General features: G+C 63.7%; 20 protein-coding genes. 15 read left to right on the forward strand and 5 right to left on the reverse strand.

Annotated features, from left to right (window positions below; translation table 11 throughout):
* The first annotated feature begins 3 nt into the window (after positions 1–3).
* From uvrB to HMPREF0298_RS09305, 3 genes are read left to right on the forward strand one after another with little or no spacing between them, the layout of a single operon-like run.
* Positions 4–2,097 (forward strand): excinuclease ABC subunit UvrB, encoded by a 2,094-nt coding sequence (gene uvrB / locus HMPREF0298_RS09295; RefSeq protein ID WP_006840918.1) that lies wholly within the window; start codon positions 4–6, stop codon positions 2,095–2,097.
* A 19-nt stretch (positions 2,098–2,116) separates the two neighbouring features.
* Positions 2,117–2,575 carry a universal stress protein gene (locus HMPREF0298_RS09300; protein WP_006840919.1) on the forward strand — a complete coding sequence of 153 codons (459 nt, stop codon included), beginning with the start codon at positions 2,117–2,119 and terminating at the stop codon, positions 2,573–2,575.
* Between the two features lie 2 nt (positions 2,576–2,577).
* Positions 2,578–3,033, forward strand: coding sequence for a universal stress protein (locus tag HMPREF0298_RS09305; RefSeq protein ID WP_006840920.1), 456 nt, complete (start codon positions 2,578–2,580; stop codon positions 3,031–3,033).
* Here HMPREF0298_RS09305 and HMPREF0298_RS09310 read toward each other — a convergent pair.
* The 3 genes from HMPREF0298_RS09310 to HMPREF0298_RS09320 all read right to left on the reverse strand — a co-directional run bounded on the left by HMPREF0298_RS09310 (position 2,959) and on the right by HMPREF0298_RS09320 (position 7,019).
* Positions 2,959–5,277: a HelD family protein gene (locus tag HMPREF0298_RS09310; RefSeq protein WP_006840921.1), complete on the reverse strand. Its 2,319-nt coding sequence runs from the start codon at positions 5,275–5,277 to the stop codon at positions 2,959–2,961. The genes HMPREF0298_RS09305 and HMPREF0298_RS09310 overlap by 75 nt on opposite strands.
* A gap of 66 nt (positions 5,278–5,343) precedes the next feature.
* Positions 5,344–6,351 carry a DoxX family protein gene (locus tag HMPREF0298_RS09315; RefSeq protein WP_006840922.1) on the reverse strand — a complete coding sequence of 336 codons (1,008 nt, stop codon included), beginning with the start codon at positions 6,349–6,351 and terminating at the stop codon, positions 5,344–5,346.
* Between the two features lie 65 nt (positions 6,352–6,416).
* Positions 6,417–7,019 carry an MBL fold metallo-hydrolase gene (locus tag HMPREF0298_RS09320; RefSeq protein WP_006840923.1) on the reverse strand — a complete coding sequence of 201 codons (603 nt, stop codon included), beginning with the start codon at positions 7,017–7,019 and terminating at the stop codon, positions 6,417–6,419.
* Between the two features lie 98 nt (positions 7,020–7,117).
* Here HMPREF0298_RS09320 and uvrA point away from each other — a divergent pair, with 98 nt between their 5' ends.
* From uvrA to HMPREF0298_RS09340, 4 genes are all read left to right on the forward strand, one after another.
* A complete protein-coding gene (gene uvrA, locus HMPREF0298_RS09325) occupies positions 7,118–9,973 on the forward strand; it encodes an excinuclease ABC subunit UvrA (RefSeq protein WP_040423030.1) in 2,856 nt (951 codons plus the stop codon).
* Between the two features lie 189 nt (positions 9,974–10,162).
* Positions 10,163–10,915 carry a hypothetical protein gene (locus HMPREF0298_RS12920; protein WP_006840925.1) on the forward strand — a complete coding sequence of 251 codons (753 nt, stop codon included), beginning with the start codon at positions 10,163–10,165 and terminating at the stop codon, positions 10,913–10,915.
* A 570-nt stretch (positions 10,916–11,485) separates the two neighbouring features.
* Complete coding sequence (locus HMPREF0298_RS09335) at positions 11,486–12,058, forward strand: hypothetical protein (RefSeq protein ID WP_040423033.1); 573 nt, start codon at positions 11,486–11,488, stop codon at positions 12,056–12,058.
* Positions 12,058–12,642 carry a hypothetical protein gene (locus tag HMPREF0298_RS09340; protein WP_006840927.1) on the forward strand — a complete coding sequence of 195 codons (585 nt, stop codon included), beginning with the start codon at positions 12,058–12,060 and terminating at the stop codon, positions 12,640–12,642. The genes HMPREF0298_RS09335 and HMPREF0298_RS09340 overlap by 1 nt, the downstream gene beginning before the upstream one ends.
* 56 nt (positions 12,643–12,698) lie before the next feature.
* Here the strand turns inward: HMPREF0298_RS09340 and HMPREF0298_RS09345 are convergent, their stop codons facing one another.
* Both HMPREF0298_RS09345 and HMPREF0298_RS09350 read right to left on the reverse strand, forming a co-directional pair.
* Positions 12,699–13,364 (reverse strand): response regulator, encoded by a 666-nt coding sequence (locus HMPREF0298_RS09345; RefSeq protein ID WP_006840928.1) that lies wholly within the window; start codon positions 13,362–13,364, stop codon positions 12,699–12,701.
* Between the two features lie 315 nt (positions 13,365–13,679).
* A complete protein-coding gene (locus HMPREF0298_RS09350) occupies positions 13,680–14,786 on the reverse strand; it encodes a sensor histidine kinase (protein WP_157464452.1) in 1,107 nt (368 codons plus the stop codon).
* Positions 14,787–15,072: 286 nt separating this feature from the next.
* Here HMPREF0298_RS09350 and infC point away from each other — a divergent pair, with 286 nt between their 5' ends.
* The 8 genes from infC to argJ all read left to right on the forward strand — a co-directional run bounded on the left by infC (position 15,073) and on the right by argJ (position 23,158).
* On the forward strand, positions 15,073–15,618 hold the full coding sequence (gene infC / locus HMPREF0298_RS09355) for a translation initiation factor IF-3 (protein WP_006840930.1): 546 nt from the start codon (positions 15,073–15,075) through the stop codon (positions 15,616–15,618).
* 32 nt (positions 15,619–15,650) lie between these two features.
* Entirely contained in the window at positions 15,651–15,845 is a 195-nt protein-coding gene (rpmI, locus tag HMPREF0298_RS09360; protein ID WP_006840931.1) for a 50S ribosomal protein L35, read from the forward strand.
* Positions 15,846–15,906: 61 nt separating this feature from the next.
* Entirely contained in the window at positions 15,907–16,293 is a 387-nt protein-coding gene (gene rplT / locus HMPREF0298_RS09365) for a 50S ribosomal protein L20 (protein WP_006840932.1), read from the forward strand.
* Between the two features lie 104 nt (positions 16,294–16,397).
* On the forward strand, positions 16,398–17,219 hold the full coding sequence (locus HMPREF0298_RS09370) for a TrmH family RNA methyltransferase (protein WP_006840933.1): 822 nt from the start codon (positions 16,398–16,400) through the stop codon (positions 17,217–17,219).
* Between the two features lie 37 nt (positions 17,220–17,256).
* Positions 17,257–18,306: a phenylalanine--tRNA ligase subunit alpha gene (gene pheS / locus HMPREF0298_RS09375; protein ID WP_006840934.1), complete on the forward strand. Its 1,050-nt coding sequence runs from the start codon at positions 17,257–17,259 to the stop codon at positions 18,304–18,306.
* 37 nt (positions 18,307–18,343) lie between these two features.
* Positions 18,344–20,851: a phenylalanine--tRNA ligase subunit beta gene (gene pheT / locus HMPREF0298_RS09380; protein ID WP_006840935.1), complete on the forward strand. Its 2,508-nt coding sequence runs from the start codon at positions 18,344–18,346 to the stop codon at positions 20,849–20,851.
* A gap of 36 nt (positions 20,852–20,887) precedes the next feature.
* Positions 20,888–21,931 carry an N-acetyl-gamma-glutamyl-phosphate reductase gene (gene argC, locus HMPREF0298_RS09385; protein WP_006840936.1) on the forward strand — a complete coding sequence of 348 codons (1,044 nt, stop codon included), beginning with the start codon at positions 20,888–20,890 and terminating at the stop codon, positions 21,929–21,931.
* A 54-nt stretch (positions 21,932–21,985) separates the two neighbouring features.
* Positions 21,986–23,158 carry a bifunctional glutamate N-acetyltransferase/amino-acid acetyltransferase ArgJ gene (argJ, locus tag HMPREF0298_RS09390; RefSeq protein ID WP_006840937.1) on the forward strand — a complete coding sequence of 391 codons (1,173 nt, stop codon included), beginning with the start codon at positions 21,986–21,988 and terminating at the stop codon, positions 23,156–23,158.
* Positions 23,159–23,163 lie beyond the last annotated feature (5 nt).

The following is a 23,163-nucleotide window of genomic DNA, read 5'->3' on the forward strand; positions in this document are numbered from 1 at the left end:
GGCATGGCATTTGCGGCAGAGCACCCGGTTATCGCGCATTCCGAGTTTCGCCCGGTGGGCGAGATTGAGCGGCGCGAAAAACCTTTCGAGGTCATCTCCGAATACCAGCCGTCCGGCGACCAGCCAGGGGCGATCAAGGAGCTCAATGAGCGGCTCAACCGTGGCGAGAAGGATGTCGTGCTGCTCGGTGCGACGGGTACCGGTAAGTCCGCGACCGCGGCGTGGCTGATTGAGAAGCAGCAGCGTCCCACCCTGGTGATGGCCCCGAACAAGACGCTGGCGGCGCAGCTCGCCAACGAGTTGCGCCAGTTGTTGCCCAATAACGCGGTGGAGTACTTCGTTTCCTATTACGACTACTACCAGCCGGAGGCATACATCGCGCAGACGGACACCTACATTGAGAAGGACTCGTCGATCAACGACGACGTTGAGCGGCTGCGGCACTCGGCGACCTCGGTGCTGCTGTCGCGTCGCGACGTGGTCGTGGTCGCCTCGGTTTCCTGCATCTACGGCCTCGGCACCCCGCAGTCGTACCTGGACCGCTCGATCGTGCTGCGCGTCGGCGAGGAGGTGGAGCGCGACCGCTTTCTGCGCCTGCTTGTCGACGTCCAGTACGAACGCAACGACATCGACTTCAAACGCGGCACGTTCCGCGTCAAGGGCGACACCGTCGACATCATCCCGGCCTACGAGGAGGTGGCGGTGCGTGTGGAGTTCTTCGGCGACGAGGTCGACGAGCTGTACTACATCCACCCGTTGACCGGCGAGGTGTTGAGCAGGGAAGAGGAGGTGCGCATCTTCCCGGCCACGCACTACGTCGCCACCGACGATCGGATGGAGAAGGCCATCGAGGCGATCAAGCTCGAGCTGGCGGACCGGCTCGAGGATCTGGAAAACCGCGGCAAGCTGCTCGAGGCGCAGCGCCTGCGCATGCGCACCGAGTACGACCTGGAGATGATTCAGCAGGTCGGGTTCTGCTCCGGCATCGAGAACTACTCGCGCCACATGGACGGCCGGCCCGCGGGTTCAGCCCCGGCCACCTTGATCGACTACTTCCCCGAGGACTTCCTCACCATCATTGACGAATCCCACGTCACCGTCCCGCAGATCGGCGGAATGTTCGAGGGTGACATGTCGCGCAAGCGCAACCTGGTGGAGTTCGGTTTCCGCCTGCCCAGCGCGGTGGATAACCGCCCGTTGAAATTCGACGAGTTCGAGGCGCGGATGGGCCAGGTTGTCTACATGTCGGCGACGCCGGGGGACTACGAGCTCGAGGCCACCGGCGGCGAGTTCGTTGAACAGGTGATCCGCCCTACCGGCTTGGTGGATCCGCAGGTGCACGTGCGCCCGACGAAGGGACAGATCGACGACCTGATCGAGGAGATCCGCCAGCGCGTTAGCCGCGACGAGCGCGTCCTCGTGACCACCTTGACCAAGCGCATGGCGGAAGACTTGACGGATTACTTGCTGGATAACGGCATCAAGGTGCGCTACCTGCACTCGGATATCGACACCCTGCAGCGAGTGGAGCTGCTGCGGCAGCTGCGCCTCGGCGAGTACGACGTGCTCGTGGGCATCAACCTTTTGCGCGAGGGCCTCGACTTGCCGGAGGTGTCGCTGGTGGCCATCCTGGATGCCGACAAGGAGGGCTTCCTGCGCTCGACGAAGTCGCTGATCCAGACCATCGGACGCGCGGCCCGCAACGTCTCCGGCGCGGTCATCATGTACGCGGACAAGGTCACCGACTCCATGCGTGACGCGATCGAGGAGACGGAGCGGCGCCGCGAGAAGCAGCTGGCCTACAACGTCGAGCACGGGATCGACCCGCAGCCGCTGCGCAAAAAGATCGCGGACATCCTCGACCAGGTCTACGACAACGCCGATGGCGAAGAGACGGCCGGCGGCGAAGCTGCGGTCGTCGAGAAGCCCGATGTCGCCTCGATGTCATCGAAGGACGTGCAGAAGCTTATCGACGACCTGACCGCGCAGATGGGAGCCGCCGCGCGCGAGCTGAAGTTCGAGCTCGCCGGTCGGCTGCGCGACGAGATCGCGGAATTGCGCAAAGAGCTGCGTGGTATGAAAGAGGTTGGAGTTTAGGAAAGGATCTATTGCCCTCATGCACACGTATTCATCTATTGCTGTCGGCACGGATGGTTCGGCGACGTCGCTCATGGCGGTGCGCGCGGCGGCGAGCATGGCGCGGGTGTACGGTGCCGACCTGACCGTCATCTGCGCGCACTACAACACCAACACCTCGCTGCTGAACTCCAGTAATGCGGAACAGTCGAAGGTGGATATCGTCACCGACGACGAAGCCGGAAGAATCCTCGCCGTGGCGGAGAGCATTGCCCGCGCGGAGCAGGCTCCGCGCGTCCACCTGGTGGCCAAGCCAGGAATGCCCGCGAACGCTCTGCTTGAGGCGGTGCAGGAGACGGGCGCGGACCTGCTCGTCGTAGGCAACAAGGGAATGCGCAGCCTGGCCGGCCGGATCTTCGGCAACATCCCCGGCGACGTGGCGAAGAAGGCCCCCGTCGACGTCGTGCTGGTCGACACCCGCGCGGAAGGCCACGACTAGACATGGAACAGGTCAGCGCACGCGACTACAAAACCGTTGTCGTCGGAAGCGACGGTTCGAGATCATCGCTTCTCGCGGTCGAGCGGGCGGCGCGCATCGCCGCGGCATTCGACGCGGAACTGATCATCGCAACGGCCTACTACGCCTCCGACGAGGAGGCCGCCCGCACGCCACGGTTGGATTCGGTGACCATCCTCGGCGATGAGCAAGCCCGCGCGAACCTCGAAGGGGCCGAATCCCACGCGCGCTCCGCGGGCGCGCAACGCGTCCAGATTGCCACGCGGGCCGGCACCCCCGTCGAGGCCCTCATGGGGGTCGTCAACGACTTTGACGCCGATCTTCTCATCGTGGGCAACAGGGGAATCAACACGCTTACCGGCAGGCTACTGGGCTCCGTTCCCGCCGACGTGGCCAGGCAGTCCGACTGCGATGTCATGATCGTCCACACCGTGAAGTAGCCCGCCTTCGACATCGCCGATCACGCTCAGCGTCTGGGTGGCGCGGGTCACGGCGACGTAGAGATCCTGCCAACCCTGCGGTGAGGCGTCGATAATCTCCTGCGGCTCGACGACGGTGACGTGGTCGAACTCGAGCCCCTTGACCTCGGCGACGTTGTCGGCGGTAATCACCGCGCTGGTGCGCCCGTCGCTGCTTGACGCGCCGGCCGAAGGCTCCGTTCCCGTCGGCAGCAAACGCACCGGCAGACCGGTGGAGCGAATTGCGGTGGCCGGCTGTGCGGCCGGGTCGATCCGGGCGAGGATGCGGTTGGCGAGCGCCATGATCTCCGACGGGGTGCGGTAGTTCACACTCAGCTCGTGGACTGTGAAACGCGAGCCCACGAACGGCTCCAGGGCCAGCGCCCAGTCGTCGGTGCCGGAGGGCGCCGAGGTTTGGGCGGTGTCTCCGACGAGGGTCATCCAGCGCGAGGGCGAACGCCGAAACACCATGCGCCACTCCATCGGGGAGAGCTCCTGGGCCTCATCGACGATCACGTGGCCGTACGCCCAGGTGTGGTCCTCGCGGGCGCGCTCTGCCGTGGAGCGCACATCAGTGACGCGCTGGCGCCGCGCGAGCGTCTCGGCATCGATGATGTCGTGGGCGGAGAGGATTTCGGCCTCGAACTGGTCGTCGTCGTTGTCCGTCGATGCCGACGAGGACAAGATGTCGAGCGCGTCCTCTGCCTCGGCGACCTGCCGGCGCCACTCCTCGTCCTCCGCGCGCCGCGCCTCCTCCGGGTCTGGCACGCCAATGAGCTCGGCCAACTCGTCAACCAAGGCTGTGTCGGCGGGAGTGGTCGGGGACCCCGGGGGGCGGTACAGCGCCTCGCGGGTGTAGTCGTCGTAGTCGCCGGCCACGTCTGCGATTGCTTCCCGGCTGTTCAGCAACTCCGTGAGGACGGCCGCGGGTTCCAGCGCGGGGAAGTGGGCGTCGATAAGCGCCTGCACCTGCTGCTCCTCGGCGAGGTCGTCGTGGAGCTGGTCGACGTCGGCGGCGCTGAGCAGGTTCTCACCGCCAAGCGGATCCTCGCCGATGCGATGCGCGAGCGCCTCCGCCAAAAGCTGGGTGAAGTGTTCCGCGAAGACCGGGCGCGCCGCGTTGTGGGGTTTGCGGGAGCGGCGCGCGCGGGTGCGGGCAGCCTTGATCATCGCGGGGGTTGCCTCGATGGTCACCGAGCCGATGCGGACGGCCACCGGCTCGTCCGGCACCGTTTCCAGTCGCTGCACAGCGCGTTTGAGCACCGTCACCATCTCCGCCGAGCCCTTGACCTCGCGCGCGGCGGTCGACTCCCGGTTCGACTCAGGCACGAAGCCAGGCACGAGCGTGTCGACGGTCGACAGCACAACGCCGGTCTCGCCGAGCTCGGGCAGCACCCGGGAAATGTAGTCCAAAAACGTCGGGTTCGGGCCGACGATGAGCACGCCGGCGCGTGAGAGCTGCTCGCGCCACGTGTACAGCAGGTACGCCACCCGATGCAGCGCCACGGCGGTCTTGCCGGTGCCGGGGCCTCCCTGGACCACCAGCACGCCGCGCGTCGCATCGCGGATGATCTCGTCCTGCTCGCGTTGGATTGTCTCGACGATCGAGCGCATCCTGCCTGTTCGTGCGGCGTTCATCGCGGCCCGCAGCGCGGCCTCGGAGCCGACGTCGGACAGCCTGCCCGCAGCCCCCTCGCCGGAGAGAACCTCATCATCCACGGCGGTTACTCTGCGCCCCCGCATGCGGATTGTGCGCCGTGTCTCCACCCCCTCCGGGTGCGCCGTAGTGGCCAGATAGTACGGCCTGGCCATCGGGGCGCGCCAGTCCAGCAGGAGGGTGCGGTAGTTGTCGGCACGGTCCTCCATGCCCAGGCGCCCGATGTAGCGGCGATCCACCCCGGGCCGGCCCTCGACGGGGTTGTCGGCGTCCTCGTCGGCGATGTCGAGTCGGCCGAAGACGAGACCCACCTCGGCCACGTTGAGCGTATCCAGCTTGGCGTTGAGCGCGTGGTACTGCGTTTCGCGCCGCACCAGCGCGTCCGAGTCGGGGTTGTCCGGGTCGACGTCGGCCTGCACCGCCTCCAGCTGGGCGCGGGCTGCGCTCACCTCGGCGTCGAGACGGGAAAAGAGCATGTCCGCGTACGCCTGCTCCCGGTCAATCTCCGGCGATCCACTCAACCGCGCGCCTCCTTGGTGGGTAGATAACGACACTTTAGAAAGCGCCATTCTACCAACGGCAAAACCCCGCCACCGGTGTGGTGACGGGGGGAGAGCCGGCGAGCTCGCGAGAAGCTAGCCGAGCTTCTTCTGGGCCTGCTTAACGGCCTTCTCAGCGCGCTTCTGCAGCTGCTTGACGTTCTTCTCGGCCTTGCGCTTCTGGCGGCGCGAAGGGGCCAAATCCAGATCGGAGAACGCACCCTGCAGGTTGGACACCGCGTCCTGGGCGCGGCTTTGCACCTTGGAAGCCTTGCGCTTTGCCTTGACCTTGTCCAGCGTGGACGGGGAGAGGTCGTCCAGGGTGGACTGCAGGGTGTCCGCGATGTTGTTCACGGTGGAGTTGACCTTGCGCTTCGCCACGAACTGCTCCAGCTTGTTCGGCTTGGCGTCCTTGTAGGCCTCCTGCGCCTGAGAGGTGGCGTCATCGATGAAGCTCGACGCAGTGGACAGGAAGCTCGAGGTCTGCTTCTTGGCGTCGTCCGCGAGGGAGGACGCGGTCTTCGCCCAATCGTCCTTGTTGTCGTCGACGTAGGAGGTGACCTGGTCGGTGGTCTCCGAGATCCAGTTGCCTGCCTTGCTCAGCGCCTTCTCCGACTCGGACTGCGTCGGCAGCGCCTGCTGAACGTTCTTCTTGGCCACGCGGGCGGCGTTCTTGGCGCGCCACTGCAGGCCGGGGTTGCCGGCGGTGTCGACGGTGGCGAGCAGGATGCCGCCGAGCAGGGCGACATCGGTGATGGCACCGCTGCGGCGGCGTGCCTTCTCATCCTCGTTGGTAGCCTCCCAGAATGCGTGGCGGCCCAGGATGGAGGGGACGGCGGTGACAGCGAGCAGAGTCGCGGCGGTACGCGGTGCCTTGCCCAGCGCAAACAGGGAGCCGGCGCCGGCCTTGACGCCACCGACGATCTGCGCGGCGGTCTCCGGGGAGGAGGGCAGGTAAGCGCGGTATGGGGCGGGGATCACAGAGCGGAGCTTCTGCAGCACGGAGTCCGCGCTCTCGCGGTGGGCGGAGGGGTTAACGACGGTTTCGACGCCGTCAACCACGTACACGGACGCGAGCATGGGGCGTGCAAGCTTGCGAATCATAGAGACAAACCTTCTTCGTTATCGAATCTGTTCTTTGCTTGTCCCACAATCCTAACGAAAAACAGCTACCACCGTCTCCGCCACCACTCGTCTAGCGAGCCGCGCTCGTCCCCGAGCGTCGTGGGCGCACCGTGACCGGGCCGGACGATGGTGGCGTCGGGGTAGACGTCGAAAAGCTTCGTGGTGACCTCCTTGAACAGGCGCACAAACTCGCCCTCACCCACGGTCTTGCCCAGACCGCCAGGAAACAGCGAGTCACCGACAAAGGCGTTCGGGGTGCCGTCGACATCGACGACCACCGCGGCACCTCCCGGGGTGTGGCCACGCAGAATCATCGTGTTCAGGCGCTGGCCGAGAAACTCAACGGCATCGTCGTCGCGCAGCTCCACGTCCACCGGCGCGGGTAGTGCAGGAGCGTCGAGGAATGACGCCCAGTGGCGCGCCCCGGTTCGCTCGAGAACCTCCGTTAGCGCGCGGGTGTGGTCCTTGTGGCGGTGAGTGGTTAAGACGTCCGTGATCTCCACGCCCGCGTCCGCGGCCATGCGCAGGATGGCGGGGGCGTCGGCGGCGGCGTCGATAAGCAGGCCCTTGCCTTCGCTCGCGAGAAGGTAGACGTTGTTGTCCATGTCGGAAACGGAAATCTGGTGCAAAGTAAACGTAATGCTCATGCGGGCCAGCCTAGCTACTGTCTTAGCGGCCGAGGTGCGCTCGCTGGTATGTTCGGAGGCTGTTGCTTACCTACTTGAACAGCGGAGGAATAAACAAGGTGGCTGACCGTCTCACCGTGCGCGGAGCGCGCGAGCACAACCTCAAAGGCGTCGACCTTGACCTGCCGCGCGACAAGATGGTCGTGTTCACCGGGTTGTCGGGCTCAGGAAAGTCCTCGCTCGCCTTCGACACCATTTTCGCGGAGGGGCAGCGCCGCTACGTCGAGTCGCTGTCCTCGTACGCGCGCATGTTCCTCGGCCAAATGGACAAGCCTGACGTCGACTACATCGATGGGCTCTCGCCGGCGGTGTCCATCGACCAGAAGTCCACCAACCGCAACCCGCGCTCCACCGTGGGCACCATCACCGAGATCTACGATTACCTGCGTCTGCTTTACGCCCGCGCCGGCACGCCGCACTGCCCCGTGTGCGACGCCGAGATCAGCCGCCAGACCCCGCAGCAGATCGTCGACCAGATCCTCGAGCGCGAGGAACGCACCAAGTTTCAGGTGCTGGCACCCATCGTGCGCAAGCGCAAGGGCGAGTTTGTGGACCTGTTCGCTGACCTCGCCGCGCAGGGTTACGCGCGTGTCACCGTCGACGGGGAAACACACCAGCTTTCGGACCCGCCAAAGCTGGAAAAGCAGATCAAGCACACCATCGACGTCGTCGTCGACCGCCTGCAGGTCAAGGAGAGCCAGAAGCAGCGCCTCACGGATTCCGTGGAAACGGCGCTCAAGCTTGCCGACGGACTCGTCGCCGTAGAGTTCGTCGACGCCGATGAATCCGACCCCGGGCGCTACCGCATCTTCTCGGAGAAGATGGCCTGCCCCAACGGCCACGCTCTCGACGTGGAGGAGTACGAACCGCGCGCGTTCTCGTTTAACTCTCCGTTTGGCGCCTGCCCGGCCTGCGACGGCCTGGGTACCCGCAAGGAAATCGATATCGACCTTGTCGTTCCCGATCCGGACGCCCCGGCTGTCGACGCGTTCCAGCCGTGGAACTCATCGCCGAATAAGGGCTACTTTGTCAAGCTCATCGAGGCACTCGCGGCCGAGGAGGGCTTCGACGCGCACGCCCCGCTGTCCTCGCTGACGGCCACGCAGCGCAAGCACCTGATCCACGGCTCGTCCACCAAGGTGAGTGTGAAGTACAAAAACCGCTACGGCCGCCAGCGCGGTTTCACCGCGGCCTATGAAGGCGTGATCGGCTACCTCGAACGCAAACTTGAGCAGGCCGAATCCGAGCACCAGAAGGACCGCCTGCTCGCCTACACCCGCGAGATTCCCTGCCCAACCTGTAAGGGCGCGCGCCTGAAACCGGAGATCCTCGCGGTCCGCCTCGCCTCAACGACCCACGGGGAGCTTTCCATCGCGGGACTTGCAGAATTGTCCATCGAGGCGGCCTCCGAGTACCTGGATAATCTGGTGCTGGGCTACCGCGAGGAGATGATCGCCGGTGCCGTGTTGCGTGAGATTCAAGCCCGTCTGCGCTTCCTGCTCGACGTGGGTTTGAGCTATCTCACCCTGTCGCGCTCGGCGGGAACCTTGTCCGGCGGTGAAGCGCAGCGCATCCGCCTGGCTACCCAGATTGGCTCGGGGCTCGCGGGCGTGCTCTACGTCCTGGACGAGCCGTCGATCGGCCTGCACCAGCGCGACAACCTTCGCCTGATCCGCACGCTGAAGAAGCTGCGCGACCTGGGAAACACCCTCATCGTCGTCGAGCACGACGAGGACACCATCAACGAGGCCGATTGGCTTGTCGACGTCGGCCCGCGGGCCGGCGAGTACGGCGGCGAGATCGTCTACCAAGGCGAGCCCGCCGGCATTGTGAAGGCAAAGAACTCCATCACCGGCGACTACCTGTCAAAGCGCAAGGAGATCGCGGTGCCGGCCGAGCGCCGCGCCATTGACAAGTCACGCACGCTCAAGGTGGTCGGCGCGCGCGAGAACAACCTCGACAACGTCAGCGTGGACATTCCGCTGGGCGTCCTCGTTGCGGTGACCGGGGTGTCCGGATCGGGCAAATCCACCCTGGTCAACCACATTTTGGCGAAGACGCTGCAGAACCAGCTCAATGGTGCGCGCCAGGTCCCGGGGCGGGTGAAGAAGATCGAGGGCATCGACCACCTGGACAAGCTGGTGCAGGTCGACCAGAGCCCGATTGGCCGCACCCCGCGCTCGAACCCGGCGACGTACACCGGTGTCTTCGACAAGATCCGCAATCTTTTCGCCGAGACCCAGGAGGCCAAGGTCCGTGGCTACAAGGCGGGGCGCTTCTCCTTCAACGTCAAGGGTGGGCGCTGCGAGGCATGCCATGGCGACGGAACGATCAAGATCGAGATGAACTTCCTACCGGACGTCTACGTCCCTTGTGAGGTGTGCGAGGGCGCGCGCTACAACCGCGAAACGCTCGAGGTGCGCTACAAGGGCAAGAACATCGCAGAGGTGCTCGACATGCCCATCTCTGAGGGCGCCGAGTTCTTCGAGCCGATCACGTCCATCCACCGCTACTTGAGCACGCTTGTCGACGTCGGCCTGGGCTACGTCCGCCTCGGCCAAGCCGCCACCACGCTCTCCGGGGGCGAGGCCCAGCGCGTCAAGCTGGCCGCGGAGCTTCAGAAGCGCTCCAATGGCCGCACGATCTATATCCTCGACGAGCCCACCACTGGCCTGCATTTTGAGGACATCCGCAAACTCATGATGGTGCTGGGTGGCCTGGTGGACAAGGGCAACACGGTGCTTGTTATTGAGCACAACTTGGATGTGATCAAGTCCGCCGACTGGATTATCGATATGGGCCCGGAGGGCGGCTCGGGCGGCGGCAACGTCGTAGCCGAGGGCACCCCTGAGGATGTCGCGGGTGTGGAAGAATCCTTCACCGGACAGTTCCTGGCCGGCATTCTGGACTCGTAGGCGACACCCTCGAAGGGTGGAGACGAAAGTGGAGACCGCCGGATAAGAAATAGCAAAACAACACCTCACGCCAATTCTCGGCGTGTGAAGCACGATCTACTTTCGTCCCGAGGTCCCGCCCGGCACTTTCACAGCCAGTTGAATATTCGTACTCTTTGACAAGTCTTATCCCGGCAACCAAAGGGCACTATGAATATCAAGGCAGCCATCATCGCGGTGCTGACCGCGGCCTCGGCCACAGCCACGCTCTGGCCCGCCCCAGCATCCGCCGCGGACATCCCCCCGATGCCGCAGGGTTACCCAATCCACGACCTTTACCAGACCTGCACCGAAGCCGAAGCGCACGCGCAAGGCTATCCTCAGTGGCACTACGGCGAGACGGCCCGACGCTACCTCGGCAACGGTGTGCTCGAGTTCAAAAACACGACGAGTCAGTCAGTCGATTACACCGCCGAGGTGGAAAGTTGCACCAACCACGTCATCTCTGCCAACTCCCGGGCGGAGCTGCCTTCGGGGTGGAGCACAACCGCGCGCTCGGATATCAGCTTGACCACCGACAACGGCTGGGTACAGGGCGAGACATTCGGCCCGATTAAACTGGCACCGGGGGAGACCTTCCGCGTTGAGTTCGGTGCGCTGGAAAAGGACTTCATCTCCATGATGGTCACCTGCCAGGGCGGGTTCTACCAGAACATGGCCGGAGCCGATGTCGTGCGCGGCACCGGCCCCGCGGAGCGCTACGCGTTCGCGCACATCATTCACGCTGACGGAACCGTCGACCAGCAGGCGCTGCAGATTCCCGCACGCGCTCAAGGTGCCAACAGCAAGCCCATCGACAAGCCCTACAACACCATTACCGGGCCGAGCCTGGAAAAGATCGCCGATCCGGCCATCGATCGGGTGGTCAATCCCGTGACCACGCCGCAACGCGACGCGAGCTAGCCAGCCTTCGGCTCCCGCTGCGACGCGGTGATTCCGCTGTGGTACCCGCACGACATCTCTGGCATCGCGCCCACGTTCCGCAAGCCGGGTTACTCCCAGGACTTCCTGAACTGGTCCGACGGGGAGCAGACCTACACGCCGACCGTGGATCACGTCGTCGGTGCCCAGTTCAACGGCGAGATGAACTACCGCGGCAACGGCGGCCGCCTACCCGCCGGATGGCTTGAATCCGTCGGGGCTGTCCAACGGGCGTACATGCCGGTCGGAACCGCGTTGAACCCAGTGGTCCTCCAACCCGGCGAGCGGGTGCGCGTCGAGTACGGCACAACGATGATGCGCGTGCAGTATTCCGAGTATTCCTGCACCACGTCGGGCGCGAGCCGCACCTACGACCGTGTTGCCCAGAAGCCAGTAGCAACCGCGCCCGCTGGATTCTGGGCAGAGGCGCGACTATCACCTCGCCCGACGGCAGCGTCCGCACGCTCGATGTCACCCCGAGCGAATGGGCGAGCCTGCCTGTTCCTACCCAAACCCTCTACTGAACAACTACCCCTTCAAGGAGCCCCCACCATGTCTCTCTTCGTACGCGCCGCAGCGTCGGCAGTAGTCCTCGCAACTGCAGCTGGCATCGCCGCAGCACCCGCCCACGCCCTTCCCGTCCGCGACATGGGCACCGCCAACCCGACGACGATCGGAGCCGTCTGCTCGAACCCGGGAGACCGCGGTCAAACCATCCGTATCGATCGCACCTACTTTGACGCCTCAGCCGGCACCTGGACCGTATCCAACTACAACTCCACGCCGATCCCGCTAACCCGCACCATCACCGAGAAGAAGTCCAACGAATGGAAAGTCTCCGCAGGAGTCGACTTCCCGATCTTCGACCTGATCAAGATCTCCTTCTCCACCAGCTACTCCAAGTCCTCTTCGAATGAGGTCGGTGAGGTCGTCGGACCGTACGACGTCGCCCCGGGCACGACCGCCGTCATGCGTGCTGGGTGGGTTGTTTCCGACTTCTCGGGCGAGAAGACCGTCTGCGGTCAAGACCGCACCTGGCACGGCACGGGTGAGACCTTCACGGCGACGCTGCCCGCTGAGCGCCACGTCGAGATCAGCACCCGCGACAACATCCGGTTCAGCTAATGCGTCGCCGACTCGCCACCGCCATCGCCGCGCTGACGGTTGCACTAGCCGCCGCGCCTGTCGCCCAGGCGGACACATCGGCGCCCGCGGATTACATCCTGCCGCAGCGATGGAACGACGACTACAAGCCGGGAACCAGGTGCGCCACCCCGGGCCAAGGCGGAATCTACGTCACCGCGCAGCGGCGCTGGTTTGACCAGACCGACGCCGCGAGTGTGGCAAACCGCAACACCTTCCCCGTGCCGGTCACGCACAAGGTCACTGAGGCGCGCACGTCCACGCTGCAAATTTCAGCGACGATCACCCCGAAAGGTGAGATCGAGCGCTATTTGGCCACGGTCTACGGGCTGATCTACGTGCGCGTACAGCACTGGTCGGTCGGTCAGACCGTGGGCCCCTACGAGCTTGGCCCGGGCCGCCAAGGCAACCTCGTGTGGGGCTTCATGATGCTCGACACGGACGCGCAAAACGTGCGCTGCTCCGAAGACCAGCAGTGGGAAGCTGAGGGCAAACCCTACTCAGCGACCATTCCTGAATCGCGATACTCCGAGTTGCGCGAGGATGAAGCACCACTTTTCGGCTAAACCAAAAGGGGCGCCCAGGCTACACACCGGAGCGCCCCTTTATTGCAGCGGCGAAATTAATACTCTGCGTTGAGCACCTTGACGACGAGGTTGAGCCTCGAGGTGGCGCCGAACTGATCCATGATGTTTGAGACGTACTTCTTAATCGTGGACTCCGAATAAGCGAGGTCCTTGGCGATTTCTGAGTTCGACATTCCCCGGCAGAGCCGAACGAGTACCTTGCGCTCCGACTTGCTCAATGACTGCAGCTTCATCGCCTCGTTGATCGGGTCAACGTAGGTGTCGGTGCTGCGTTCGTCCTTCAGGTGCGTCGCCAGCCTGGTCATTGCCTGCGGCGAGACCACCATGCCCCCGTCGGTGGCGGCGCGGACGGCGTCGATAAGCGCCTGCGGCTTTTCGCTTTTGAGCACGTAGCCAGCGCCGCCGAGACGGATAATGCGCATCATCGTGCGGTCGGAGTCGAAAGCCGTCACGGCGATGAAAATGGGTCGGCTCTCGTGCTTATTGATGTTTTCAAGCAGGGTTGGGCCGTCCATCGTTGGCATGTGAATATCTGCCAGAATCACGTCGACGTCGTGCTCGCGAAGGCGGGCGAGGGCTTCCTCGCCGTTGGATGCCTCCGCGACCACGACGATGTCGTCGGTGCTTTTGAAGTAGTGGCGAAACGAGCTCAGAACGAGCGGGTTGTCGTCTACCAGCAGGACGTTGATCTGGTCAGTCATGCTGTGGGAGAGCACCTAGCACCAAATACGGGTCGGGTAGTACTTGCAGGAGAAAATGTCCGTGATAGCGGTGTAATTGGTGATCGACGGGGTGTAGCTGTCGTCCGACACGGTGTCTGCGTGCGCAGCTGGAGTTGCTGCGACTGCGCTGAGTACCGCGAAAGAGAGGGTGGTAGCAGCGAGAGTTTATGCGAAGCGGTGATTCATCGCGGGCTCCTTTCTATGGTCATTGAGATAATTGTATCTTTCCGTATCGACCCATGGGATGCAGCATTGAACCATAAAATCGGTACCAAAGTATCCATCAGTTCGGGTCTAGCAGCGTAACGCTTGTTCCGGAACGGTAAACTCTACGACCCACTCCTGACCGATGCGATGGGCATTGAAAGTACCATTATAACGCGACACAACACTTCGCGACTCTTGCAGGCCTAGCTGGGATGACAAATGCGAAGCACCTCGTGCCGCGCGGACGGTATTGCGCATGGTGCAGCGCAGACCAGCCTCCTCCTTGTTGATCCGCATCTCGATTACAGACCCAGGGACGGCGTATTTGATCGCGTTCGTGGAGAGCTCCGTAAATACTTGCTCAAAGCCAGGAGGGAAGGACCAATCGCATGAGCGAGCTGAATCGGCACCCTCGATAATGAATCCGTGGCTTACCAGCGGGCGAGTGGTGACTGCTATCTGCTCCCCAATAGTCCGATTTAGAATGGGTGCGGATACGTTCTCATTCTCCTGCATGAAGTGTAGGAGGTGTCTAACCTCTTGCATAGCCTGGCGCGTTTCATCCGCGATGTGCTCCGCGGTTTCGCGCGCTTGCTCGTTATCGATTGAGGTCAAAGCGAGGGTTTCAGCACGCATTACCACCGATGTCAGAGTTGTTGCAACGGAATCGTGTAGGACTTGGGCGAGACGCTCTCGGCGCTCTTCCAATTCATTGCGGAGTTGTTGTTGGTGAGCAGCGTGCTGCAAGCGTTGCCGTCGGAGGTAAATGCCGCCCCACCAACCGGCCGTCAAAGCGACGACGTAAACGGCGACGCTGGTGAAATCGTTGGGTATCCACCGTCCAGTAAAGGGGCTGGTAGAACTGATGTAACCGATTGCCACGGCGATTCCAGCTGCGAACCGCGGGCGTCCCACCATTGCGATTAGCGACACTAGGAATGGTGCTGAAAGGATGATTGCGAGTCCGCGAGCATCCTCTACGCCGGATATGAAAACGAATAGAGCGACCATTGCCAGGCCCGAAAGAATTGGCCAGCGTTGCGCAGATGCTAGAAGCGCGACCGCAGTAAGATTTGCCAGAAGCTGGAGCCAGCTCATTGGAGTGATCGCGAGCGTGATCATGATAGCCAGGACACCGAGTGCAGCAATTCTCCAATCGATGTTCTTGTAGCTCGTCAATGGCGTTGGTTGCACGCGCACAGAGTAGCCGGTGCGCGTCGCGATGTCAGATTTTGTCCTTTTAGAAAAGGCATGATATCTTCAAATCACTACCGCTTGGGGTCACTTTTATGTGGTTCCCGAGCCGCAAGTGGAGTCTCTCCCACCCGAGGCCGCCGAATTGCCGGTTGGTGAAGGGTAAAGCGTAGCGCAGTGCTTTGCATGCTGTGCTGTGCGGAGGAACTCCCGCGTCTATCTTCGATGGCGCGGGTTTTTCGTGTGGGGAGACGATGTGACACTGGTGGTTCGGTAGCGATCAACTTTGTTTCTAGGTTTAGGAGTTCTCATCAGCGCTGATACTCGTATCAACGAACGCATCCGCGTTCCCGAAGTTCGTCTTGTCGGTCCGTCCGGCGAGCAGGTTGGCATTGTTCGTACGGACGACGCCCGGAAGTTGGCTTACGAAGCCGACCTCGATCTTGTGGAAGTGGCTCCCAATGCGAAGCCGCCGGTGTGCAAGATCATGGACTACGGCAAGTTTAAGTACGAGCAGGATCAAAAGGCCCGCGAGGCCCGTAAGAACCAGCAGCAGACTGTGGTTAAGGAGCAGAAGTTCCGGCCGAAGATTGATGAGCACGACTACCTGACCAAGAAGGCTAACGTTGAGCGCTTCCTGGAGAAGGGCAACAAGGTCAAGGTCACGATCATGTTCCGCGGTCGTGAGCAGTCGCGTCCTGAGCTCGGTTATCGCCTCCTCGAGCGTCTTGCCGATGATATCGGCGAGCTCGGTGTCGTGGAGTCCCGTCCGAAGCAGGATGGCCGCAACATGACGATGGTCTTCGGTCCCTCCCGCAAGGCTAAGAAGTAGTTTTTTCGTTTTCGACTCGAAGGGCTTTCACAATGAAGCAGAAGACCCACAAGGGCACCGCCAAGCGCATCAAGATTTCCGGTTCCGGCAAGCTGCGCCGTGAGCAGGCCGGTAAGCGCCACCTCAACGAGGGCCTGTCCTCGAAGCGTCGCCGCAAGCTGTCCGGCACCACCGATGTTGCTCCGGCTGATGTCAAGCGCATGAAGCGCCTCCTCGGCAAGGCGTAAGTCACCTGCCGCGCACGTAGAACCCGAAATTTTTTAGAATAAGACAAGGAAGAAGTGACTCATGGCACGTGTCAAGCGTTCAGTAAACGCTAAGAAGAAGCGCCGCGCGATTCTTAAGTCCGCCAAGGGCTACCGTGGTCAGCGTTCCCGCCTGTACCGCAAGGCGAAAGAGCAGTGGCTGCACTCCCAGACCTACGCCTACCGCGACCGCCGCAAGCGCAAGAGCGAGTTTCGCAAGCTGTGGATCCAGCGCATCAACGCCGCTGCCCGCATGAACGGCATCACCTACAACCGTCTCATCCACGGCCTGAAGCTCGCCGAGGTTGAGGTCGACCGCAAGATCCTCGCTGATCTCGCCGTCAATGATTTCGCCACCTTCTCCGCTATCTGCGAGGTTGCGAAGAAAGCACTTCCGGAGGATGTCAACGCCCCAGTCAATGCCGCGTAAGAGCTTTTCGCTTCACGACGCCCGCCCGGCGCACGGTTTCCACACGACGGAATGTGCGCCGCGGCGGGTTTCGTGCGGTTATGGGTTGAGTACTGTTGGGCTTTATGGGACTCAATTTTTCGCAGGCGTTTACCGAACGCACCCCGCGCATCGTCAACGCGGCCAAGCTGCACAGGGCGGCGGCCCGGAAAAAGGCGGGGCGCTTTATTGTTGAGGGAGCCAATTCGGTGGAGGCTGCGGTGGCTACCGGCTCGGCGACCGATGTCTTTGCGACCGAGAGCGCGGCAGGTGAGTTTGCCGAGATCCTCACCACGGCTGGGTACATGGATGTTTTCACGCACGCGATCACCGACACCGCTGCCCGGCATCTATCGGATACGGTAAGTACCACGGGCATCTTTGCGCTGTGCACTCCGGTTTTGTGGTCAGTCGGTAAGGTCCTGCGTGGCGGCCCGCGGCTGGTTGCCGTGTGCGTGGAAACCAATGACCCGGGAAATGCTGGAACGTTGATCCGGATTGCGGATGTGTGCGGCGCGGATGCAGTTGTGTTCGCCGGAGATACCGTGGACCCGGAATCTAGCAAAGCGGTTCGCGCCTCGGCCGGGTCGCTATTTCACGTGCCTGTTGCACGGGAGCGCAACATCTCGGATGTAATGGGGCAACTAAAAGCAGCCGGCTTGAGTATCGCGGCGACCACCATGGGTGGGGATGTCAGTCTTGACGATGCGGCAGAGGTCGTGGCGCAACCAACAGCCTGGCTTTTCGGCAATGAAGCCCATGGATTACCGCAGGAGCTTATCGACGCCGCCGACCACCGCGTCTCCATTCCCATCCGTGGGCACGCAGAGTCGTTGAACCTCGCCACCGCGGCGGCTATGTGCATGTGGGAGTCCTCGAAGGTGTTGTCGCGACCGCAGGTAAGCTAATCAACGGTTTTAGCCGTCGACCTAAGAAGGGACGAGTGTGTCCGCCAATCCTGAGTCTGTAGACCTGTCCGAGAACTCGTTGAACGCCGCCGCCGATGCCGCTATTGCCGCCTTTGAACAGGCGAGCGATCTTGCGGCGCTGGAGGAGGCTCATCGTGCGCACTTGGGCGAGCAGGCGTTTATTCCGCAGGCGCGCCGCGCGCTCGGTCAGCTCCCGAAAGACCAGCGCAAAGACGCGGGCCGCTTGGTCAATATGGCTCGTGGGCGCGTCGAGAAGGCTTTTGCGCAACTGCGCGAGGAACGCGAGGCCGAGTACCGTGAGCAGCGCTTGAGAGACGAAAAGGTCGATGTGACGGTGCCCACGACCCGCCACCAGACCGGGGCAATGCACCCGATCACGGCCCTGTCCGAGCACATCGCGGACATTTTCCTCGGGATGGGCTGGGAGGTCGCCGAGGGCCCAGAGGTCGAAGCTGAGTACTTCAACTTCGATGCGCTCAACTTCATCCCGGATCACCCGGCGCGCACGTTGCAGGACACGTTCTACGTCGGCGCTGAGGGCTCTCGCCAGGTGCTTCGCACCCACACGTCTCCGGTGCAGGTTCGCACCCTGTTAGAACGCGAGGTTCCCGTCTACATCGCGTGTCCGGGCCGGGTGTTTCGCACCGACGAGCTCGACGCGACGCACACCCCGGTCTTCCACCAGGTTGAAGGTCTCGCGGTGGACAAGGGCCTGACCATGGCTCACTTGCGCGGCACGCTCGACCACCTGGCCAAGGTGCTCTTCGGCCCCGAGGCGAAGACGCGCATGCGCACAAACTACTTCCCGTTCACCGAACCCTCGGCCGAGGTGGACGTCTGGTTCGCCAACAAGAAAGGCGGCGCCGGCTGGATTGAGTGGGGAGGGTGCGGCATGGTCAACCCGAACGTCTTGCGTGCGGTGGGTATCGACCCGCAGGAGTACTCCGGTTTCGCGTTCGGCATGGGGCTGGAGCGCACGCTACAGTTCCGCAACGGGCTCTCCGACATGCGCGACATGGTTGAAGGCGATGTCCGTTTCACCCTGCCGTTCGGCGTGCAGGCGTAGCAGGTTAGCGAAAACTAGGACGAACGAGGAGCAGACAATGCTGATTTCCCAACAGTGGATTACCACCCTTCTGCGCGCCGCCGGAAACGACAACTGGTCGGTGTCACCCGAGGAGCTCGATTCCGGTTTCGTGCGGGTCGGTTTTGAAACGGAAGGCTTCGCGCCTCTGCCGGAGACCACCGGGCCACTCGTCGTCGGGCGTGTGCTGGAGATTGAGGAGCTCGAGGGCTTCAAGAAGCCGATTCGCTACTGTCAGGTCGACGTCGGGCAGGCCAACGGCACAGGCGAGCCGCAGGGCATCATTTGCGGCGCGCGCAACTTCAGCGAGGGCGACCTCGTCGTGGTGTCGCTGCCAGGCGCCGTCCTCCCGGGCGGTTTCGAAATCTCCGCGCGAGAGACGTACGGCAAGATCTCCAACGGCATGATGGCCTCCGAGGCGGAACTCGGGTTCACCGCCAAGAGCGACGGCATCATCGTGCTCGAAGGCGGCGCCGCAAGCCCGGGCGAGGACGCTCGCGAGGTTCTCGGCGGGCCGGACACCGTCTTTGAGGTCAACATCACCCCAGATCGCGGTTACGCCCTCTCTGCACGCGGCCTTACCCGTGAGGTCGCGGCGGCGTTCGACTTGTCATACCGGGATGTCGCCGCCGACCCCGCGGTCGCGGGCATCGACCTTACGCGCGTGCCCGCGCCGACGGGGGAGCTGATCGAGGTCACCGTTGAGGAATCGGCCAAGGCCCAGCGCTTCGGCCTGCGCAAGGTCGTCGGCATTGACCCGAAGGCCCAGGCACCGTTCTGGCTCAAGCGCATCCTCATGCTCTCGGGTGTGCGTTCCGTCAACGCCGCGACGGATGTGACCAACTACGTCATGCTGCTTCTCGGCCAGCCGATGCACGCGTTCGATGCCGACAAGGTCTCGGGGAATCTGCGCGTGCACAACGCCCGCGACGGCGAGACGTTCGAGACACTCGACCACGCGAAGCGCACCCTGACCGCTGACGATGTCGTTATTTCCGATGACAACGGAATTCAGTCCCTGGCCGCGATCATGGGTGGGACGACCTCGGAGATCTCGGACGAGACCACCAGCGTCTACTTCGAGGCCGCGTCGTGGGATGCGCTGACGGTGGCGCGCTCGGCACGCCACCACAAACTGAGCTCGGAAGCTTCTCGACGCTTCGAGCGTGGCGTGGATCCCGCGCTCGTCGAGGTCGCCCTCGATGTGGCGTGTGCCCTGTTGGTGGACTTCGCCGGTGGTGAGATCGTCGACAAGCGAACGCTCGTGGGTGAGGTTGCCGAGCGCCCGGCGATCGAGATGGACTCCGCGCGACCGGGAGATCTCATCGGAGTCGACTACCCGCGCGAAACTGTCGTGCGCCGCCTCGAGGAGGTCGGCTGCCGTGTCGAGGGTGATGGCGAGGCGCTGACCGTCTACCCACCGACGTGGCGCACGGATTTGAGCGTGCCGGTTGATCTGGTTGAGGAGATCGTCAGGCTCGAGGGGCTCGACGAGATCCCGCTCATCCTTCCCGCTCCGCGCGGCGGGCGCGGGTTGTCGCCGCAGCAACGCCGCCGGCGCGCCGTCACGCACGCCTTGGCGTACTCGGGCTACGTGGAGGTCATCCCGACGCCGTTTATCGCCAACGACACGTTTGACGTGTGGGGGCTCGCGGCGGACGATGAGCGCCGCCACGCGGTGCGCGTGCAGAACCCGTTGGACAAGGATTACGGCATCATCGGTACGACAGTGTTGCCGTCGATGCTTGAGGCGGTCGGGCGCAACGTGGCCAGGGGCAAGCGCGACCTGGCGCTGTACTCGGTGGCGCAGGTCGCGGTCGCGCGGGCTGAGTTGTCACCGATGCCGAGCGTGGCAGCGCGCCCGAGCGATGAGACCATCCGCGAGCTCGTCGACTCCCTACCGAAGCAGAACCTGCACGCCGCGACAGTGGCGACGGGGCAGTGGGAGCACGCAGGCCCCTTGGGCGGCGGCCGCGACTACACGTGGGCCGACGCTGTGGAGTCGGCGCGAGTGGTGGCCCGGGCCGCCGGTGTGGAGCTGCGTGTGGAGGCCGCGGCCGAGCTGCCGTGGCACCCGGGGCGCTGCGCCGCGCTGAAGGTTGGGGACGTGGTGGTCGGTTTCGCGGGAGAACTGCACCCGGAGATTCTCGAGGCGCTTGAGCTGCCGGCCCGGACGTGCGCGATGGAGATCGACCTCACGGCGCTGCCGCTTGACGCCGTGCTCCCCGCGCCGGTGCTCTCGTCATTCCCGGCGCTGAACCAGGACATTGCGCTCGTCGTCGATGAGGGCATTGCCGCGGAGGACGTGCGCCGCGCCGTCGAAGAGGGGGCGGGCGAGCTTGTCGAGAGCGTGAAGCTTTTCGACGTCTACCGCTCGGCGCAGCTGGGTGAGGGCAAGAAGTCCCTGGCGTTCGGATTGGTGTTCCGCGCACCGGACCGCACACTGACCGAGGACGAGGCGTCGCAGGCGCGGCTTGCGGCGGCGGAGGTCGCGCGGGAGAGGTTCGGCGCGCAGATGCGTGTATAATTTGCCGTTGATTGCATAGTTTGCTACTCTGCGTCTATGACACTCAAAGTAGCAGTGGCGGGTGCCACGGGGTACGCCGGAGGCGAAATCCTGCGGCTTCTTCAGAACCATCCTGCGTACCACAGCGGCGAGCTTGAGATCGGCGCCCTGACTGCCAATAGTAACTCGGGCCAGAAGGTTTCTGCGCTCATGCCCAACCTGCCTTCTCTGGCGGGTCGCACGATCATGAAAACCACCCCGGAGAACCTTGCCGGCCACGACGTCGTGTTCCTCGCGCTGCCGCACGGCTACTCCGCCGAGATCGCGACGCAGCTGCCGGAAGAGACGCTCGTGCTCGACTGCGCCGCGGACTTCAGGCTGACCAACGAAGCCGACTGGGTGAAATACTACGGCAACGACCACGCCGGCAGCTGGCCCTACGGCATCCCCGAAATCCCGGGGCGCCGCGACGTCCTCGCAGGCAGCCGCCGCGTCGCCGTGCCCGGGTGTTTTCCCACGGGTGCCACGCTGGCCGCCCTTCCCGCAGTCGCCCGGGGTTTGATCGAGCCGGATTTGAGCATCGTCTCCATCACCGGAGTGTCCGGCGCGGGCAAGAAGGCCGCCGTGTCCCTCCTGGGTTCTGAAACGATGGGTTCGCTCAAGGCGTACAACACTGCGGGTCGCCACCGTCACACCCCCGAGATCGCCCAGAACATCCGGGAAGTCACGGGCGAGGATGTCCGTGTGAGCTTCACCCCAGTGCTCGCGCCGCTGCCGCGCGGTATCCTCACCACCATTACGGCACCGCTGCGCGAGGGCGTGACCACCGCCTCCGCTCACGAGGCCTTCGAGGAGTTCTACGCCGACGAGCAGTTCGTCTGGATTCTTCCTGCCGGGATTCAGCCGCAGACCCAAAACGTCGTGGGCACCAATATGTGCCACATCCAAGTCGAGGTGGACGAGGCCGCGGGCAAGCTGTTGATCACCTCAGCCATCGACAACCTCACCAAAGGTACCGCTGGCGCCGCCGTGCAGTGCATGAACATTGCGCTCGGGTGGGACGAGGCAGCAGGGCTTCCGACCGCCGCTGTCGCGCCCTAGAAATAAGCCCTAGAGATAAGCTCTGGAACAACTATTAAAGAAACGACCCACATCATGACACATACGGGAATAACCACCCCGCGCGGGTTTCGCGCCACGGCCACAACGGCCGGCATCAAGGCCTCGGGCAAACCCGACATGGCGCTGGTGATCAATGAGGGCCCGGAGTTCGCAGCCGCGGCCGTGTTCACCCGCAACCGCGTCGTGGCTTCCCCGGTGAAGGTCTCGCGCAGGGCCGTGGCCGACGGCACCCTCAAGGCGATCGTGTTCAACTCCGGCAACGCCAATGCGTGCAACGGCCCGCAGGGCGACCGCGACGCGACGGAAGAGACCGAGCTCGTTGGTCGCGCGCTGGGCATCGACGCGACCGATGTCGCGGTGTGCTCCACCGGCCTGATCGGCGACCTGCTCCCGATGGACAAAATTCGCGCCGGCATCGACCAGCTGGCCGAGAGCGCCGCAACTGGAGGCACGGACGGGGGCGCTGCTGCAGCCGAGGCGATCATGACCACGGATACGGTGTCGAAGCAGGCCGTCGCCGAGCGCGACGGGTGGTCCGTCGGCGCAATGGGCAAGGGTGTGGGCATGATGGCCCCCTCGCTGGCGACGATGCTGGTCTGCCTGACCACGGACGCGTCGGCAAGCCCGCAAGCTCTGGCCGAGGCCCTGAAGAAAGCCTCCAAGGTCACCTTCGACACCCTCGACATCGATGGGTCGACCTCCACCAACGACACCGTGATCGCGTTGGCGTCCGGCGCTAGCGGGATCACCCCGAGTCAGGAGGAGCTCGACTCTGCGGTGCGTGACGTGTGCGAGTCAATTGCGGCCCAGATGCAGGCCGACGCCGAGGGCGTGACCAAGCGTGTCACCATCACGGTGGAGGGCACCACCAACGACGGGCAGGCGCTCAACGCCGCGCGCACCTTGGGGCGAGACAACCTGTTCAAGTGCGCCATGTTCGGCTCCGACCCGAACTGGGGGCGTGTGCTCGCCGCGGTGGGCATGGCGGACGCCGACATGGATCCGGAGCGCATCTCCGTGTTCTTCAACTCGCAGGCGGTGTGCGTCGACTCTACGGGCGCACAAGGCGCGCGTGAGGTGGATCTCTCTGGCCCCGACGTTGACGTGCGCGTTGACTTGGGCACCGGCGGTCCCGGAACCGCGACCGTACGCACGACGGACCTGTCGCACGCCTACGTAGAAATCAACTCCGCATACAGCACCTAAAGGGG

Source organism: Corynebacterium lipophiloflavum DSM 44291, assembly GCF_000159635.1.
In the GTDB taxonomy this organism is placed as follows: Bacteria; Actinomycetota; Actinomycetes; order Mycobacteriales; family Mycobacteriaceae; genus Corynebacterium; species Corynebacterium lipophiloflavum.

Excerpts from the sequence above, each read along its gene's own strand:
- uvrB (WP_006840918.1), top strand. The coding sequence starts at position 4 with ATGGCATTTGCGGCAGAGCACCCGGTTATCGCGCATTCCGAGTTTCGC.
- HMPREF0298_RS09300 (WP_006840919.1), top strand. The coding sequence starts at position 2,117 with ATGCACACGTATTCATCTATTGCTGTCGGCACGGATGGTTCGGCGACG.
- HMPREF0298_RS09305 (WP_006840920.1), top strand. The coding sequence starts at position 2,578 with ATGGAACAGGTCAGCGCACGCGACTACAAAACCGTTGTCGTCGGAAGC.
- HMPREF0298_RS09310 (WP_006840921.1), bottom strand. The coding sequence starts at position 5,277 with ATGGCGCTTTCTAAAGTGTCGTTATCTACCCACCAAGGAGGCGCGCGG.
- HMPREF0298_RS09315 (WP_006840922.1), bottom strand. The coding sequence starts at position 6,351 with ATGATTCGCAAGCTTGCACGCCCCATGCTCGCGTCCGTGTACGTGGTT.
- HMPREF0298_RS09320 (WP_006840923.1), bottom strand. The coding sequence starts at position 7,019 with ATGAGCATTACGTTTACTTTGCACCAGATTTCCGTTTCCGACATGGAC.
- HMPREF0298_RS12920 (WP_006840925.1), top strand. The coding sequence starts at position 10,163 with ATGAATATCAAGGCAGCCATCATCGCGGTGCTGACCGCGGCCTCGGCC.
- HMPREF0298_RS09335 (WP_040423033.1), top strand. The coding sequence starts at position 11,486 with ATGTCTCTCTTCGTACGCGCCGCAGCGTCGGCAGTAGTCCTCGCAACT.
- HMPREF0298_RS09340 (WP_006840927.1), top strand. The coding sequence starts at position 12,058 with ATGCGTCGCCGACTCGCCACCGCCATCGCCGCGCTGACGGTTGCACTA.
- HMPREF0298_RS09345 (WP_006840928.1), bottom strand. The coding sequence starts at position 13,364 with ATGACTGACCAGATCAACGTCCTGCTGGTAGACGACAACCCGCTCGTT.
- rpmI (WP_006840931.1), top strand. The coding sequence starts at position 15,651 with ATGAAGCAGAAGACCCACAAGGGCACCGCCAAGCGCATCAAGATTTCC.
- rplT (WP_006840932.1), top strand. The coding sequence starts at position 15,907 with ATGGCACGTGTCAAGCGTTCAGTAAACGCTAAGAAGAAGCGCCGCGCG.
- HMPREF0298_RS09370 (WP_006840933.1), top strand. The coding sequence starts at position 16,398 with ATGGGACTCAATTTTTCGCAGGCGTTTACCGAACGCACCCCGCGCATC.
- pheT (WP_006840935.1), top strand. The coding sequence starts at position 18,344 with ATGCTGATTTCCCAACAGTGGATTACCACCCTTCTGCGCGCCGCCGGA.
- argC (WP_006840936.1), top strand. The coding sequence starts at position 20,888 with ATGACACTCAAAGTAGCAGTGGCGGGTGCCACGGGGTACGCCGGAGGC.
- argJ (WP_006840937.1), top strand. The coding sequence starts at position 21,986 with ATGACACATACGGGAATAACCACCCCGCGCGGGTTTCGCGCCACGGCC.